This window comes from Polaromonas jejuensis NBRC 106434, assembly GCF_001598235.1.
Lineage (GTDB): Bacteria > Pseudomonadota > Gammaproteobacteria > Burkholderiales > Burkholderiaceae_C > Polaromonas > Polaromonas jejuensis.
The window spans coordinates 169548-185102 of the sequence record NZ_BCYO01000003.1; the positions used below are offsets into that span (position 1 = coordinate 169548).

Genomic DNA, 15555 nt, shown 5'->3' on the forward strand with positions numbered 1-15555 from the left:
GGGCTGGGTATAATTAAAAACTTTGCTGGCGGGCGAAGGCCTGCTGCAAAAAACGCGACAGGGAACGCTTTTGACAGCGGGTTCCCCCGCAGCAACAAAGTTCGCAACAAACACTTGATTGACATCCTGCAATGGCTTTGATCGTTCATAAATACGGCGGTACATCGATGGGCTCGACCGAGCGCATCCGCAATGTGGCCAAACGCGTTGCCAAGTGGGCGCGGGCCGGTCACCAGATGGTCGTCGTTCCCAGCGCCATGAGTGGCGAAACCAACCGCCTGCTGGGCCTGGCCAAAGAGCTGGCACCCGCCAGGCACGGCGAGGCCTATGGCCGTGAACTCGACGCGCTGGCCGCCACCGGCGAGCAGGCCTCCAGTGCACTGCTGGCCATTGCGCTGCAGGCCGAAGGCATGGAGGCCGTGAGTTATGCCGGCTGGCAGGTCACCATCAAGACCAACAATGCGTACACCAAGGCGCGCATCGAGTCGATTGACGACGAGCGGGTGCGCGCCGATCTCGACGCCGGCAAGGTCGTGATCATCACCGGCTTCCAGGGCGTGGACGAGGACGGCAACGTCACCACCCTGGGCCGTGGCGGCTCGGACACCTCGGCGGTGGCGATTGCCGCCGCGATGAAGGCCCACGAGTGCCTGATCTACACCGATGTGGACGGCGTCTACACGACCGATCCGCGCGTCGTGCCCGAAGCGCGCCGCCTGCACACCGTGAGCTTTGAAGAGATGCTCGAAATGGCCTCGCTGGGCTCCAAGGTGCTGCAGATCCGCTCGGTTGAGTTTGCCGGCAAGTACAAGGTGCCGCTGCGCGTGCTGTCCAGCTTTACCGACTGGGATATCGACATCAACGAAGAAGCCAAGTCAGGCACTTTGATCAGTTTTGAGGAAGACGAAAACATGGAAAAAGCCATCGTATCGGGCATCGCTTTCAGCCGCGATGAAGCCAAGATTTCCGTACTCGGCGTGCCCGACACCCCGGGCATTGCCTACCAGATCCTGGGCGCCGTGGCCGATGCCAACATCGAAGTCGATGTGATCATCCAGAACATCAGCAAGGACGGCAAGACCGACTTCAGCTTTACCCTGAGCCGCAACGACTACGCCAAGACCCTGGACCTGCTCAAGGCCAAGGTATTGCCTGCGCTGGGCGCCACGGAGGTCACGGGCGACGCGAAGATCTGCAAGGTCAGCATCGTCGGCATCGGCATGCGCAGCCATGTGGGCGTGGCCAGCAAGATGTTCCGTGTCCTGAGCGAAGAGGGCATTAATATCCAGATGATTTCCACCAGCGAAATCAAGACTTCCGTCGTGATTGACGAGAAATACATGGAACTGGCCGTGCGCGCTTTGCACAAGGCTTTTGATCTTGATCAGCCGCTTGCCTAAACAGCCCTAAAGTCGTGAGATAATCCCTGCATTGGAAACGTGACCGAGTGGCCGAAGGTGCTCCCCTGCTAAGGGAGTATGGGGTGTAGAGCCTCATCGAGGGTTCGAATCCCTCCGTTTCCGCCAAAGATTAATCTCGATTGATCTAATGCAGTCTCCAAACTGCCCTGAAAGCCCCGCTAGTCGGGGCTTTTTTGTGCCTATTCGTCTAACCCCGTCTTTTGACATCCAGGCAACTTTGGGGAACATATCAGCGAAATTCGCTGACCACCTTGGATATTCCCCCAAATGCCTCTAACCGATACTGCTTGCAAGAACGCAAAATGCCCCGCTGACAAGGCTCGCGCGCGTCTGACCGATGCTGGTGGGCTGTACCTGGAGGTGGTGCCGACTGGTGGCAAGCACTGGCGCTGGAAGTACCGGTTTGATGGAAAGGAAAAGCGGCTGGCCCTGGGTTCTTATCCGCAGGTCGCCGCTAACTTCGATGACAAGTTCCATGATTCACTCTCCGCACCTGATTGAAGGAGTACGGCCAGGCCGGCGCCCACATGACCACGCCCCATGTCGGAGCGGCGATCGCCGCTGTCGGGCCCCTGTTGGTTGCACCCCCGGAAATCCTGTCGTACACCAAGCTCATGTGAGCGAGGCCTGTGGCCACTTGGGTCACGCAGGCAGGCGGCTTGGCTCGTCGGCATCCGGCTCGGCGCAGTGCTTCAGGATCTCCGCGCGCACGGCGTCGCGCAGCCGGATCGACGCGGACCAGTCGCGGCCATCCGGTCGGACCGGGGTACTGACCAGCACGCTGATCGGCGCGCGGCGGGGGAACCACTGGCCGTCGCGCAGCACGCAGCGCGTGCCGCGGATCGTCACCGGCACCACAGGGACGCCGGCCTGCGCCGCCGTGAAGAACGCGCCCGCGTGGAACGGCAGCAAGCCTGGCACGCGCCTGAACGTTCCTTCCGGGAAAAACAGCATGGCTGCGCCGGCGCAAACGCTGTGCGTCGCGCGCGCCACGTCCTGCGCCCCTCGCTGCGCGTCGCCGCGGTCGACGAACAGGGCGCCGAGACCCCGCAAGTAGACCCTTGGGATGAATTGTTCCTGCAATTCGAGCTTGGCAACAAAGCGGACATGGCGCGGCAGTGCGGCGACCAGCGTGATGCCATCCAGATAGCTCGTGTGGTTCGCCACCACCACACAGGTGGCCTCGCGCGGAAGATTCTCGAGTCCCTCGACCGAGAGCGGAAGCCCAGACAGGCGCAGGAACAGCCGGGCCGCATGGTGGCTCAGCGCCCAGCTCCAGGACGGCTTGGGCAGCACGGCGGTCAGCGCCCAGGTGAGGGGCGCGAGTAGCCAGAACAGCAGCCAGACATAGACCGCGTAGGCCAACCCCACAGCGACGCGCCCGGCACGCCGCAGCTGTGGCAGGATCGCTGCCCAAGCAAGCCGCGCGATCTGCCGCCACGGCGCCGGCTGCGTGGCCGAAGCGCCGCCGTTCTCGTACAACTCGCGGCTGGCCGCGCGGCGAATCTTGCCGCTGGAGGTCTTCAAGACCGTGTGCGGCGGCACCAGGACCACGTCGTCCGGCGGCGCGCCGAGCACGCCGACCGCAGCGCTGTTGATCTGGCGGCGCAACTGCGCCTGCGCCTCGGGGGCCAGGCCGCGGGTTTCCGCCATGACGACGACCCGTTCGGTGCGGGTCCTGGGGTCCGGGCTGCCGAACACGGCGACGCAGCCCTTGCGGATGGAGGGAATCGCGCCGACGGCCTCTTCGAGGTCATACGGGTAGACCTGACGGCCGCCCCGAATGATCACGTCCTTCGCCCGCCCGGTGATGTAGACCTCGCCTTGCGCCATGTAGGCGTAGTCGCCCGAGTCCAGCCACTCGCCATCGAACAGGCGGCGCGTCTCCTTCGGGTTGCGGAAGTAGCCGCTGGTGGCGGACGGACCCTTGAACAGCAGGCGTCCTTCCTGGCGCTCCGCCACCTCACGCCCCGTTGCGTCGACCAGGCGGACCTCATGGCCCGGCAGCGGCCGGCCGCACGCCACCACCAGCCGCACGTCAGACGCGCCGCTCGCCGCGGGCAGCGCGCGGCCCGAGTGCGAGAACGCCTGCCGATCGATGCGGTCGACCAGCAGCCCCCGCCCTGGCGGCGGGAAGGTCAGGCCAAGCGCTGTCTCCGCGAGTCCGTACACCGGCGCCAGCGCTTGCGGCCGCAGCCCGTAGCGGGCGAAGCGCTGCTGAAACTCCAGCATGGTCGTCGCGCTGACCGGTTCGGCGCCGTTGAACGCAAAGCGCCAGCTGGACAGGTCGAGCCCGTCCAGCGCGGCCTCGTCCAGCTTGCGCAGGCACAGCTCGTAGCCGAAGTTCGGCCCGCCCGACAGTGTGCCGCGGTGCCGGTGCACGGCCCACAGCCAGCGCTCCGGTCGCGCGAGAAAGGTCAGCGGCGACATCACGACCAGCGGATACGCGTAGTACAGGCTGCCCAGCCACGCCCCGATCAGCCCCATGTCGTGGTACAGCGGCAGCCACGAGACGAAGACGTCGTCGGAACTAACTTGCAGGGCCTGCCCCATGGCGCGCAGGTTGGCCAGCAGGTTGGCGTGCGTCAGGACCACCCCCTTGGGACTGCTGGTGCTGCCCGAGGTGTACTGCAGCAAGGCGATATCGTCTGCATGGGCTGTGACGCGTTCCCGGGCGACCGTGGACGAGGACAGTTCTTCCACCGTGCAGACCATGCGCAGCGATGGCACCTGGGACTTGAGCAGCGCCGCCAGCACCTTGGCTTGCGGCACGGTGATCAGCACCGTGGCCAGCGCATTGGTGAGGATGCCGATGTGACGCCGCAGGTGCTCCTCGATCTGCGCTGCCCGCGCTGGCGGGTAGATCGGGACCGGGATGCCGCCGGCCAGCAGAATGCCGGCGAAGCTGAGGAAGTACTCGCGGCCGGTCGGCAGCATCAGCGCCACCGGCTGACCCGGCTGAAAGCCGCGATCCAGCAGCCCGGCGGCGATGCCGGCGGCGCCCTGCTGCAAGTCGGCGTAGCTCAGGCGCGTCAGTGCGTCGCTATCGCCGTTGTCGATCACAATGTGCTCGCGCTGCGGATGAGCCCGCACGTGCCAATCGAGCGCCTCCTGCAGGGTCGCCGCCGCATGCGGCGCTGGCGAGACGCGTTCGGGCACCGCAAGCCGCCGTGCCTGCAGCACTTGCGCCTGAGGGGGGCCCCGTGCGGCGACCAGCGCGCGCAGCAGGTCCCGAGGCGCTTCGGCCGTGCTCAGGAGCTGCTCCGGCGGGCGCACGCCGAAAGCGTGCTCCAGGCGCATCAACAACTCCACGCGCGCCAGGCTGTCCAGGCCAAGGTCTTCCTCGAGCGCGCTGTCCAGCGTTACCGGGTCCATGTCCTTGCGGCCGGGGTGGAGTTCGGTCAAGACCTCCCGCACGATCCGCAGCACAGCCTCGTCCGAGACTGCGCGGGAAGGCGAGTCTACGTTCATGGGGTGATTACCCTTGCTGCATGCGGGCCCTCGCGTTGAGGCGCCATCAAGGCTCTTTCCATCCGCGAGACCATCCTTTACCGATCTCGACGGCCCCGGCAAGAAAGAACAGGATGACGGCTTCGAAGCAAGGTATGTCGCCGATCTGGCACGCGCATGAGTCAGCGCAGGCCCAGAACCGCGATCTTGGCCGGGTCAGTCCCATTCTAGGCCGGCAGCCCCCCGATACTGAAGAAAATAGGCATTCGGCCCTCGTGGTGATTGTGTAACATGCTATTAAAAATATAGCAACTCTCTTGGCGCGGGTACTCGTCGTCGCCGCCCAGCACGCTCCCCAGCAAGCCGCCGCCGGCAAAACCGGGGAGCACCGGGGCCTCTTTACGCGAGCCGCCCCGCGCGGGCTTTCTTACGCCTGATCGGGGCCGCACCTCTGCAACTTCCAGATGCACGCTCCGACGTATAGCAGCGCTTCGGAATCAGCCTGATCCATTGCCAGGCGCGTCCGCTCCAAATACTCAGCCAGGTACGCCATCGCGTCGTCAGGCGCGAACGCTTGCTCTTCCTGGGCCAATTCAGCCATGAGCGCCAATAACTGGGTTTGATTCATCTTCGCAGTGTGCGCCGCGTCAGCTTGCAGTGCAATCTCCCTGCAACCCGGCCGCCCCGAGCGGGCTTTTTCGCGCCTGACCTGCCACGCATTCAACTTACGCTGGCGTAATAATGCACCAATGCACCATAGCCAAGGAGCACTACCTGCGCTTCCTGATCAAAGATCAACCTGAAAAGGAAGATTTGATCTTCAAGGTCAGGAAGGATGATTCGGATCGTCTTGCAACCGTCCTAGATGATTTGGATGGTGAGAACGCAGCGGCACCATTCTTTTGGTTCGATGCCCTGGATGGCCGATCCGTTGTTATCAACCTATATGAAGTGCAGGGCGTGCGGCCTTGACCTCGGCGGGCGTGGGCGATGGGGCAAGTAGGCCCGTCAAAGCTCCACGAACTCCCACGCAGAGCACATGCCGGCGATGACCTCACCCAGGGCACTCAGCTCGCGTACCGTTGGGCCGATGCGGTCATCATTCAGCGCTTCGGCAGCATCGCCATCAAAGCCGGGAATGGCATCTTCCAGGTACACCAGCCCAACCAGCTTGTCGCCCGCAATGGCGGCCAGCGCCTGGCCCGCACCCTTGTACTGTGGCGCCAGGGCCGCAGGGATTTTGTAAACGTTCATAGGACCTCCAATACGATCAGTCCGCGCCACAGGCATCTCATCCCAGCTTGTCGTGTAATGCGGCGTTCGCCGCTCCTGGCGCATGCCCCAGACCCGGTTGTGGTCATCTATCTCTGTGCTGGCCACATGCACGGTGCCCTTGCCGAATCTGCCGTTGAGCGCATCCATGACCGACATCAGCCGTGAGCGGTCCTCGCCCGCATTGTCGACTCCACATCCAGCTCGCTCTCGTGCAGCGTGCGCCACGCCAGCTACGCAATGTTCAAGTCTTGCTGTGATGGTAGTAGAGGTAGGCTAGACCGACTGGTGCAACGAATATCGCAAAACCCCAGCACAACATCATGGTGAACAATTTGACGCCCAACATTAGGATGGCGTTAACGAAAAATACATTTTTCCCCATGAGGAAGTCCATGATGCTTTCGTAGATAAAGCGAGAGTATGGATAAAGAAATGTGCTGACGAAAATAAAGAAAGACATACCAAACTGAATTGATTTGCCTCCTTGAGTTGACGTAAAGAAAACGACAGCAGCCATAAGAAGGCTAAAGAATAATTGACGAAAATAATATTGAGGAGACAGGCCGCCGAGCGTCTTCTGAAGAATTGGGTGCGTACAGACACTTTATTGTTGAGTTCGCCAAATTCTCGACTGTAGAAAGTATCTAGGTAGTCGTTTCGGTCATACTTTAGCCATGGAATCCAGCGCAGACACCCATCATGGCCACACGCCCGAAATCATCTGGGCCGAGGTTTTCGCCAGCATGTACCTTTCGCTCTCAAAGGGCGAGGGTGACATTCATCACTTGATTGACTGGGGGCGCGAACTTTGGCCGACGCACGGCGCGCGGGATGCCGTTGAAGTGGCCAACGAAGAGTTTACAAAGCTGGGTGCTGCGCCGAACCGGCCGGCAGCGTGACACATTGGAGCGAAATAGCAACACTTCCGAATCGCTGGAAAAGAGACCGGGGCCCGTATCATCTCAAGTACTGGATGGTTTTCAGAATGAGGGAATCGTAGGGGGAGTTAAGCACTTGAATGCACAAGACAATCCAGCATTCATGAGCCCTACAGCCTGATATTGTGACGACTCCGTTCTAAAAAGCATGAATACACGGGGCCCTGCGCCCCGTTTTTCATTTCTGGCTTCTACCTGCCTCCCGCGTCATGGTTGCCGGCTTGTCGTCTGGTGTGCCCCTCCTTCGCTGATGGAAGGCCGGGACTGCACGGGGTTTATTGTCGATTGGGTAGCTGACGCCGCGGCACTTCACTTGTGGCACGGCAGAAAATAAATCGCCGGTTTCGGCACGGCCTCCTGGCCATCCGCAGAACCCCCTCTGGCTAGCCGTCGGCGTGCATGTCAAAAATGAGCCCCCTCAACCATTGATTGGCCGGGTCCTTGTGATACTTGGCATGCCAGAACAGATTGATGGCAATCTGCGGAAGCTTCACAGGATGTGCAACGTACTTCAGGTTAAAGGGTTGAGCCATCCTTTCCGCCAGCCGTTCGGGCACGGTTGCCACCAGATCCGTTGACTGGAGAATGTGTCCCACGGCCACAAAATGGGGCACGGTCAACTTCACCTTGCGTCGCAGCGGGCTGTCATCAAGTATTTCATCGACCTTGCCGTGGCCGGTCCCTGCAGAAACAATGGCCAGGTGATCAGCCGCGTAGAAATCTGCCGGAAGGACTTTTCGCTTGCTCAAGCGATGGCCCGATCTGAACATGCAGACGTATTGCTGGATGAACAGCCGGCGCTGAAAGAAACCCGCTTTGAGCTGCGGCAATAGTCCGATAGCCAGGTCAATGTGGCCGGCCTCCATGGCGTCTTTGAGGTTGATGGCCGTATTGCGCACAGTGCTGATGGAAACAAACGGCGCAACCTTCTGGATTTTTTCCATCAGCAGGGGCAGGAAGTAAATCTCACCGATGTCAGTCATGCCAATGGAAAAGCTGCGCTTGCTGTTTGCCGGGTCAAAGGATGTCTTGGCGTTGACCGCACCGTGGATCATTCCCAGCGCATAGCCGATGGACTCGGCAAGTTGATCAGCGAAAGGAGTGGGCTGCATGCCGCTGGACGTGCGCAGGAACAGCTCGTCGCCAAACAGCTTGCGCAAACGGGCCAACGCGTTGCTGACCGCGGGTTGTCCGAGTCCCAGATTTTCGGCCACTTTGGATACTTTTCGCTCTGCCAGCAGTTGATTGAAGATCACCAGCAGGTTGAGGTCCATGTCCTTGAGTTCCATCAATGCTCCAGACGATTATTGATTTTGGTGATATTTAACATTAATGTCATTGTATTGACTGATTTTCATCGGGCGCCGATCATCGTGTCTCCCTACGAGACAAGACTGACATAGCAACATGGAAATACTGGTACGGCCTGTGCAGCGCACTCTCAACGTGGCGGCTGGCGTCAACCTGCTGGAGGCCCTGCGTGAGAACGATGTGCCGGTCTCCTACAGCTGCCTGGCCGGGCGTTGCGGCACCTGCCGCTGCAAGGTTGTCGAGGGCCATGTGCTGGAGTCCGGCCGCGAAGCGCAGCGGCCACTGGTGGCCGAAGACCAGTACGTGCTGGCTTGCCAGACCTTTCTGACCGAACCCTGTACCGTCGAAATCCCCGAGCCCGACGAAGTGGTCGTGCACACGGCCAAAATCATCAAGACCACCGTTGTCGCTGTCGAAGACCAGACCCACGACATCAAGCGCATTCGCCTGAAGCCCGCCAAGCCGATCGAGTTCTCCCCCGGCCAGTATGCGCAATTGCAGTTCACGCCCGACCACGTCCGCCCCTATTCGATGGCGGGCCTTTGCGCCGATGGTGAACTGGAATTTCATGTGCGCCTGGTCGCCGATGGCCGCGTCACCGGCTACATCGCCAATACGCTGAAGGTCGGTGACGCGGTGCGTGTGAGCGGGCCGCTCGGCTCGGCCTACCTGCGGCGCAAGCACGAGGGGCCGATGCTGTGCGTGGCGGGTGGCACCGGCCTCGCGCCCATCCTGTCAATCATCCGCGGCGTGATTGCCGAGGGCATGCGAAACCCCATTCATCTCTATTTTGGCGTGCGCTCCGAGCGCGACATCTATGGCCGCGAATGGCTGATTGACCTGCAACGCCGGCACCCACAGCTGCATGTGCACGTGGTGGTCGCGTCGGGTAAGGCACCCGAGTGCCGCACCGGCCTCGTCACCGAAGCCATTGCGCAGGACTGGACCAGCCTGCAAGGCTTTCGCGCCTATCTTTGCGGCGCGCCGCCCATGGTCGAAGCCACCACCTTGCTGGTCAGGCAAATGGGCGTGCTGCCCGAACAAATCTACGCCGATGCTTTTTATGCCAGCGGAACCTAACCGGACCTCACAGGAGCCCACCATGAACGCCAGGAACCTCGACCTCGAATCCCAGCTGAGCCGCAAGGCGTATTACGACCGCATCGGCGTGGACAGCATGACGCCGCTGTGGGAGGTGCTGGGCGCGCTGGTGCCGCACAAGCCCAAGTCGCCCGCGATTTCCCATGTGTGGAAATACGCCGACGTGCGCGACCGCGTGATGGAAGCCGGCACGCTGATCAGCGCGGCCGAGGCCGAACGCCGCGTGCTGATTCTTGAAAACCCCGCGCTGCGCGGCCAGTCCTGCATCACCCAGTCGCTGTACGCGGGCCTGCAGCTCATCATGCCGGGCGAAGTCGCACCCGCCCATCGCCATACGCAATCCGCATTGCGCCTGGTGCTGGACGGCGAGGGCGCCTACACCGCGGTCGATGGCGAACGCACCACCATGCGCCGCGGCGACTTCATCATCACGCCGGCCTGGACTTGGCACGACCACGGCAACCTGGGCGACCGGCCGGTGGTGTGGCTTGACGGCCTGGACATCCCCATCGTGCGTTTCCTCGATGCCGGCTTTGCCGAGAAAAGCGACAGCGAATACCAGGCGGTCGCGCGGCCCGAGGGCGACGCGCTGGCCCGCTACGGCTCCAACATGGTGCCGGTTGATTTCCACCAGCAGCCGGCCGAGCCGACCAAGGTGTTTGTTTACCCGTGGGATCGCACGCTGGCATCGCTGAAAGCCATCGCCAACAGCGCGCCAGACCCGCACTTCGGCCACAAACAGCGCTACATCAACCCGGCCACCGGCCGCTCTCCCATGCCGACGATGGCGGCGTTCTCGCAGCTGATCCCAGCGGGCTTCGAGACGCGGCCCTACCGCTGCACCGACGGCACGGTGTATGTCTGCCTCAGCGGTGGGGCCGAGGCAACCGTCGAAGGCAAGACCCTGCGCCTCGATGAAAACGATGTGATGGTCGTGCCTTCATGGCACAGCCACCAGTTCCGCGCCGGCCCGGAGACCGTGCTCTTCAGCTATTCAGACCGCCCCGTGCAGCAGGCCCTCGGCCTGTGGCGCGAGCACCGCATTTGAACAATTTCACCTTCGCTACAGGAAACAACGACATGCAATACGCCATAGCCCCCGCAACCATTCCCACGCTGGCCGTGGCTGGCATCAGCGAACGCTTTCCCGTCAACCGCATTTTTTGCGTGGGCCGCAACTACGCCGCGCATGCACGCGAGATGGGCAAGGACCCTGACCGTGACCCGCCGTTCTTCTTCATGAAGCCCGCCAATGCCGCGGTCGATGCCTCGTCGCCGGTCAGCATTCCCTACCCGCCCAAGACCAGCAACTTCCACCATGAGATTGAACTCGTCGTCGCCATCGCCAAGGGCGGCCGCGACATTCCTGAAAGCGATGCGCTGTCGCATGTGTACGGCTATGCCACCGGGCTGGACATGACGCGCCGCGATCTGCAACTCGACGCCCGCGACAAGGGCCGGCCCTGGGAATTCGGCAAGTCGTTTTCGCTGTCGGCGCCCATCGGTGCAGTCTCGCGCGTGGCCGACTGCGGCCATGTGGGCGAGGGCGCCATCAGCGTCACCGTCAACGGCAGCGCGCGCCAGTCGTCCGACGTGGCCAAGCTGATCTGGTCGGTGTCTGAGTGCATCGCCTACCTGTCCGAATACGAAACGCTGGAGCCCGGCGACATCATCATGACCGGCACGCCCGAAGGCGTGAACGCCGTGGTCGCCGGCGATGTGATGCAGGGCGCCATCGCGGGCCTGGCCGGCATCACGGTCACCGTGCAGGCCTGAGCCCATCAGACGAGCGAACACAGGCAACCCAAGGAAGCAGCGATGAGCACATCCACCGGAACCTTTCCCGTCAAGGTCCACTGGGAATCCGAAGGCACCAGCCGGATTCCGTTCATGGCCTACACCGACCCGGACCAGCACAAGAAAGAGCTCGAACGCTTTTTCTACACCAAGCACTGGAACTACGTCGGCCTTGAAGCCGAGATACCCAACACCGGCGATTTCAAGCGCACGGTGGTTGGCGAGCGTTCGGTGATCATGGTGCGTGATGCCGACGGCGGCGTCAGCGTGGTCGAGAACGTCTGCGCCCACCGCGGCATGCAGTTCTGCCGCGAGCGCCATGGCAACAAGAAGGAATTTGTCTGCCCTTACCACCAGTGGAGCTACACGCTCAAGGGTGACCTGCAGGGCGTGCCTTTCCGCCGCGGCGTCAAGCAGGACGGCAAGATCAACGGCGGCATGCCCTCCGACTTCCAGACCGCCGACAACGGCCTCAACAAGCTCAAGGTCGCGACGCGCGGCGGTGTCGTGTTCGCCAGCTTTGACCATGAGATCGAGTCGTTCGAGGACTTCCTCGGCCCGGTCATCCTCGGTTATTTCGACCGCCTGTTCGACGGCCGCAAGCTCAAGATCCTTGGCTATAACCGCCAGCGCATTCCGGGCAACTGGAAGCTGATGCAGGAGAACATCAAGGACCCCTACCACCCAGGCCTCCTGCACACCTGGTTCGTCACTTTCGGCCTCTGGCGCGCCGACAACAAGAGCGAACTGAAGATGGACGCGCGCCATCGCCACGCCGCCATGATCTCCACACGCGGCCAGTCGGGCAAGGCCGACCAGGTCACGCAGGTGTCCAGCTTCAAGGAAAGCATGGAACTCAACGACCCGCGCTTTCTTGACATCGTGCCAGAGCCCTGGTGGGGCGGCCCGACCGCGGTGATGATGACGCTGTTCCCCAGCGTCATCCTGCAGCAGCAGGTTAACAGCGTCTCGACGCGCCATATTCAGCCCGACGGCCACGGCTCGTTTGATTTTGTGTGGACGCACTTCGGCTTTGAGGACGACGCCGAGGAGATGACGCAGCGCCGCCTGCGCCAGGCCAACCTGTTCGGGCCGGCCGGTTTTGTGTCGGCTGACGACGGCGAGGTGATCGAGTTCTCGCAACAGGGCTTTGAGCAAAAGCCCTATCACCGCACGCTGGCCGAACTCGGCGGGCGCACCGCCGAGGATACCGACCACATGGTCACTGAAACACTGATACGCGGCATGTACCAGTACTGGCGCGAAGTGATGGAGGCCTGACATGAGTTCATCCGTCAATATCAATTTCGAAGACTACCTGCAGGTCTCGCAGTTGTATGCCGATTACGCCCGGGCGGTCGACTCCGGTGATTGGGATTTGTGGCCCGAGTTCTTCACCGAAGACTGCATCTACAAACTGATTCCGCGTGAGAACCATGAACGTGGTTTTCCGCTGGCAACCTTGTTTTTTGAAAGCAAGGGCATGCTGAAAGACCGCGTGTATGGCATCCGCGAGACGCTGTTCCATGATCCCTACTACCAGCGTCACGTCGTCGGCGCGCCGCTGATTCACAAGGCCGATAACAACCGCTTCGAGTCAGAAGCCAACTACGCCGTTTTCCGCACCAAGTTGTCGCAGGAGTCGACGGTCTTCAATGTTGGCCGCTACATCGACGTGATCGAGCGCACGCCCGAAGGCCTGAAGTTTTCGTCGCGCCACTGCGTGTACGACAGCGAAATGATCCCGAATTCCATCATCTACCCGATTTAAACCATGAGCAATTCCAACTGGATTGATGCCACCGAAGAAGACAGCGTGCCCGAAGACGACGTGATCGGGCTACAGGTCGGTGGCCGCGACATCGCCCTCTACAAGGTGGAAGGCAGTATTTTCGCCACCGACAACACCTGTACCCACGGTCATGCACGTCTGTGCGACGGCTTCCTTGACGGCTATGAAATTGAATGCCCACTGCACCAGGGCAAGTTTGACGTGCGCAATGGCCGCGGCACCTGCGCACCGGTCACGGAGGACGTTCGCAGCTACCCCGTGCGCATCGAAGACGGGCGCGTATTTGTGCAGATGTCTGACTGAACTCGCTGCCGTCCCATCCTTCCCTCACGCTATCAACAGGAGACAACACAATATGAAGACAACACCAACGACAACGACGGCCTTCCGTCGCAGCACACTGATCGCAATGGCCGGGCTTGCACTTGCCGGCGCCGGCCAGTTCGCCGCTGCCGCCACCATCGGCCTCATGGCGCCGTTGTCGGGTCCGCAGGCCATCGTGGGCCAGGACCAGGTCGACGGCTTCATGCTGGCGGTCGAGCAGCTGGGCGGCAAGCTCGGCGGCCAGCCCGCCACGGTGCTGAAGGAAGACGACCAGCTCAAGCCTGAGATCGGCGGCCAGATCACGCGCAAGTTCATCGACAAGGACAAGGTCGATGCCATCGTCGGCCTGAGCTTTTCCAATGTGCTGATGGCCAGCCTGCCGCGCATCGTCGAGTCGGGCACCGTGGCCATCGCCACCAACGCCGGACCGTCGCCACTGGCCGGCGCGGGCTGCAAGGCCAATGTGTTTTCAACCGCCTGGCAGAACGACGGCGCTGCTGAAGCCATGGGCAAATTCGCGCAGGACAAAGGCCTGAAGAAGGTCTATTTGATGGCGCCCAACTACCAGGCCGGCAAGGACATGCTGACCGGCTTCAAGCGCTATTTCAAGGGGCAGATCATTGACGAGGTCTACACGCAGGTTAACCAGCCCGATTATTCCGCCGAGCTGGCGCAGCTGCAGTCGGCCAAGCCCGACGCGGTGTTCGTGTTCTACCCCGGCGGCATGGGTGTCAACTTCATCAAGCAGATGGCGCAGGCCGGCCTGATGGCCAAGGTGCCGCTGTATTCGGTTTTCACTGTTGATGGCACGACCTTGCCTGGCCTGCGCGATGCCGCCGTGGGCAGCGTGAGCGGGGCGATGTGGGATGCGGCCCTCGACACGCCCGAGAACAAGAAGTTCGTCGCCGACTTCGAACGAAAATTCAAGCGCACGCCCAGCGAGTACGCGGCCACCGCCTACGACGCGGCCAACATCCTGAACATCGCGCTGGGCAAGGCCAAGCCCGGTGATTCGAGGGCGCTCGCCGCGGCTGTCAAGGCCGCCGGCAGCGAGGTCAAGTCGGTGCGCGGCCCGTTCGCGTTCAACAACAACAACCTGCCGGTGCAGAACTACTACGCGTTCGAAACCGTCAAAAGCGGCGGCAGCGTCGTCGGAAAACTGGTTGGCACGCCGCTCGCCAAGCACAGCGACGTCTACCGCGCGCAATGCGCACTGAAGTGACGCCATGAACGGCACGATTGTTTTCGCGCAGCTGCTTAACGGCCTGCAGTACGGCGTACTGCTGTTTTTGCTGGCCGCCGGCCTGACGCTGGTTTTTGGCATCATGAGCTTCGTCAACCTGGCGCACGGCTCGCTCTACATGATGGGCGCGTACTTCGCGGCCAGTGCCTTCCAGTTCACCGGCTCTTTCGGGCTGGCCGTGCTGGCGGCCATGGGCGGCTCGCTGTTGCTGGGCCTGGCGCTCGAGTTCATCGCGGTGGCGCGCCTCTACCGGCGCGACCACCTTGACCATGTGCTGGCCACCTTCGGCCTGGTGCTGTTCTTCAACGAGTTGGTACGCATCGTCTGGGGCTCGCAACCGGTGTTTCTGCAGGTGCCTGAATTCCTCGGCGGCGCCATTGACATCGCAGGGTTCACTTACCCGGCTTACCGCTTTGCGATCATCGTGGTCGGCCTGCTGGTCGCCATCGGCTCCTGGCTGCTGATCAACAAGACGCGTGTCGGCATGCTGATCCGTGCCGGCGCGGTGAATCCCGCGATGGTCGCCGCGCTCGGCGTCAACATTCGCCTGCTCAATGCGATGCTGTTCGCGGTCGGCGCGATGCTTGCCGGGCTCGCGGGTGCGATGGCCGGCCCCATTCTCTCCGTGCAGTCGGGCATGGGCGAGTCGGTACTCATCACCACGCTGGTCGTGATCGTGATCGGTGGGATCGGCTCGGTCACCGGCGCGTTTTATGCTGCCCTCATCGTCGGCATTGTCGACACCATGGGCCGCGTGTTCCTGCCTTTCATGCTGCGCCAGGTCACCGAGCGCTCGTTCGCTGATGCGGCCGGCCCGGCGCTGGCGTCCATGCTGGTCTACCTGCTGATGGCGGTGGTGCTGGCCTGGCGTCCCCAAGGTCTTTTTCCCGCGAACAGGTGATG

Annotated in this window: 17 protein-coding genes, 1 tRNA gene and 1 pseudogene; 13 read left to right on the top strand and 6 right to left on the bottom strand. The window is 62.1% G+C overall.

All coding sequences use genetic code 11. From position 1 onward, the window contains the following. Positions 1-131: 131 nt before the first annotated feature. From PJE01S_RS05305 to PJE01S_RS24350, 3 genes are all read left to right on the top strand, one after another. Complete coding sequence (locus tag PJE01S_RS05305; RefSeq protein WP_068832123.1) at positions 132-1400, top strand: aspartate kinase; 1269 nt, start codon at positions 132-134, stop codon at positions 1398-1400. 33 nt (positions 1401-1433) lie between these two features. Beyond that, positions 1434-1526: transfer RNA gene (locus PJE01S_RS05310), tRNA-Ser, on the top strand. 162 nt (positions 1527-1688) lie between these two features. Next, positions 1689-1922 (top strand): Arm DNA-binding domain-containing protein, encoded by a 234-nt coding sequence (locus tag PJE01S_RS24350; RefSeq protein WP_084389374.1) that lies wholly within the window; start codon positions 1689-1691, stop codon positions 1920-1922. Positions 1923-2063: 141 nt separating this feature from the next. Here the strand turns inward: PJE01S_RS24350 and PJE01S_RS05315 are convergent, their stop codons facing one another. Then, complete coding sequence (locus PJE01S_RS05315; RefSeq protein ID WP_068832124.1) at positions 2064-4892, bottom strand: AMP-binding protein; 2829 nt, start codon at positions 4890-4892, stop codon at positions 2064-2066. A gap of 406 nt (positions 4893-5298) precedes the next feature. Further along, entirely contained in the window at positions 5299-5499 is a 201-nt protein-coding gene (locus PJE01S_RS05320; RefSeq protein WP_068832125.1) for a hypothetical protein, read from the bottom strand. Positions 5500-5612: 113 nt separating this feature from the next. Between PJE01S_RS05320 and PJE01S_RS05325 the strand changes: the two genes are divergently transcribed. After that, on the top strand, positions 5613-5843 hold the full coding sequence (locus tag PJE01S_RS05325; RefSeq protein ID WP_068832126.1) for a hypothetical protein: 231 nt from the start codon (positions 5613-5615) through the stop codon (positions 5841-5843). Between the two features lie 36 nt (positions 5844-5879). Here the strand turns inward: PJE01S_RS05325 and PJE01S_RS25030 are convergent, their stop codons facing one another. The 3 genes and pseudogenes from PJE01S_RS25030 to PJE01S_RS25720 form a co-directional block, all read right to left on the bottom strand. Next, complete coding sequence (locus PJE01S_RS25030) at positions 5880-6125, bottom strand: hypothetical protein (protein WP_157090247.1); 246 nt, start codon at positions 6123-6125, stop codon at positions 5880-5882. A 36-nt stretch (positions 6126-6161) separates the two neighbouring features. Continuing rightward, positions 6162-6302, bottom strand: a pseudogene (locus PJE01S_RS26130) (DUF4113 domain-containing protein); the annotation flags it as partial. A gap of 85 nt (positions 6303-6387) precedes the next feature. Then, the gene (locus tag PJE01S_RS25720; RefSeq protein ID WP_245660624.1) at positions 6388-6663 is read right to left on the bottom strand and encodes a hypothetical protein; all 276 of its coding nucleotides are present in this window, start codon (positions 6661-6663) and stop codon (positions 6388-6390) included. Between the two features lie 157 nt (positions 6664-6820). Between PJE01S_RS25720 and PJE01S_RS05340 the strand changes: the two genes are divergently transcribed. Then, complete coding sequence (locus PJE01S_RS05340; RefSeq protein ID WP_068832129.1) at positions 6821-7045, top strand: hypothetical protein; 225 nt, start codon at positions 6821-6823, stop codon at positions 7043-7045. A 422-nt stretch (positions 7046-7467) separates the two neighbouring features. Here PJE01S_RS05340 and PJE01S_RS05345 read toward each other — a convergent pair whose 3' ends face one another. Then, complete coding sequence (locus PJE01S_RS05345; protein WP_068832130.1) at positions 7468-8373, bottom strand: LysR family transcriptional regulator; 906 nt, start codon at positions 8371-8373, stop codon at positions 7468-7470. Between the two features lie 118 nt (positions 8374-8491). Between PJE01S_RS05345 and PJE01S_RS05350 the strand changes: the two genes are divergently transcribed. The 8 genes from PJE01S_RS05350 to PJE01S_RS05385 are packed head-to-tail and all read left to right on the top strand — an operon-like array spanning position 8492 to position 15553. After that, complete coding sequence (locus tag PJE01S_RS05350; RefSeq protein ID WP_068832131.1) at positions 8492-9475, top strand: 2Fe-2S iron-sulfur cluster-binding protein; 984 nt, start codon at positions 8492-8494, stop codon at positions 9473-9475. Between the two features lie 22 nt (positions 9476-9497). Continuing rightward, positions 9498-10544 carry a gentisate 1,2-dioxygenase gene (gene gtdA, locus PJE01S_RS05355; RefSeq protein WP_068832132.1) on the top strand — a complete coding sequence of 349 codons (1047 nt, stop codon included), beginning with the start codon at positions 9498-9500 and terminating at the stop codon, positions 10542-10544. Positions 10545-10576: 32 nt separating this feature from the next. Next, positions 10577-11272, top strand: coding sequence for a fumarylacetoacetate hydrolase family protein (locus PJE01S_RS05360; RefSeq protein ID WP_068832133.1), 696 nt, complete (start codon positions 10577-10579; stop codon positions 11270-11272). A 42-nt stretch (positions 11273-11314) separates the two neighbouring features. Next, a complete protein-coding gene (locus tag PJE01S_RS05365) occupies positions 11315-12574 on the top strand; it encodes an aromatic ring-hydroxylating dioxygenase subunit alpha (protein WP_068832134.1) in 1260 nt (419 codons plus the stop codon). Position 12575: 1 nt separating this feature from the next. Continuing rightward, positions 12576-13064 carry an aromatic-ring-hydroxylating dioxygenase subunit beta gene (locus tag PJE01S_RS05370; protein WP_174548518.1) on the top strand — a complete coding sequence of 163 codons (489 nt, stop codon included), beginning with the start codon at positions 12576-12578 and terminating at the stop codon, positions 13062-13064. Positions 13065-13067: 3 nt separating this feature from the next. Further along, on the top strand, positions 13068-13388 hold the full coding sequence (locus PJE01S_RS05375; protein WP_068832135.1) for a non-heme iron oxygenase ferredoxin subunit: 321 nt from the start codon (positions 13068-13070) through the stop codon (positions 13386-13388). A gap of 52 nt (positions 13389-13440) precedes the next feature. Beyond that, entirely contained in the window at positions 13441-14631 is a 1191-nt protein-coding gene (locus tag PJE01S_RS05380) for an ABC transporter substrate-binding protein (protein ID WP_157090238.1), read from the top strand. A gap of 4 nt (positions 14632-14635) precedes the next feature. Next, a complete protein-coding gene (locus PJE01S_RS05385; protein ID WP_068832137.1) occupies positions 14636-15553 on the top strand; it encodes a branched-chain amino acid ABC transporter permease in 918 nt (305 codons plus the stop codon). The last annotated feature ends 2 nt before the right edge of the window (positions 15554-15555 follow it).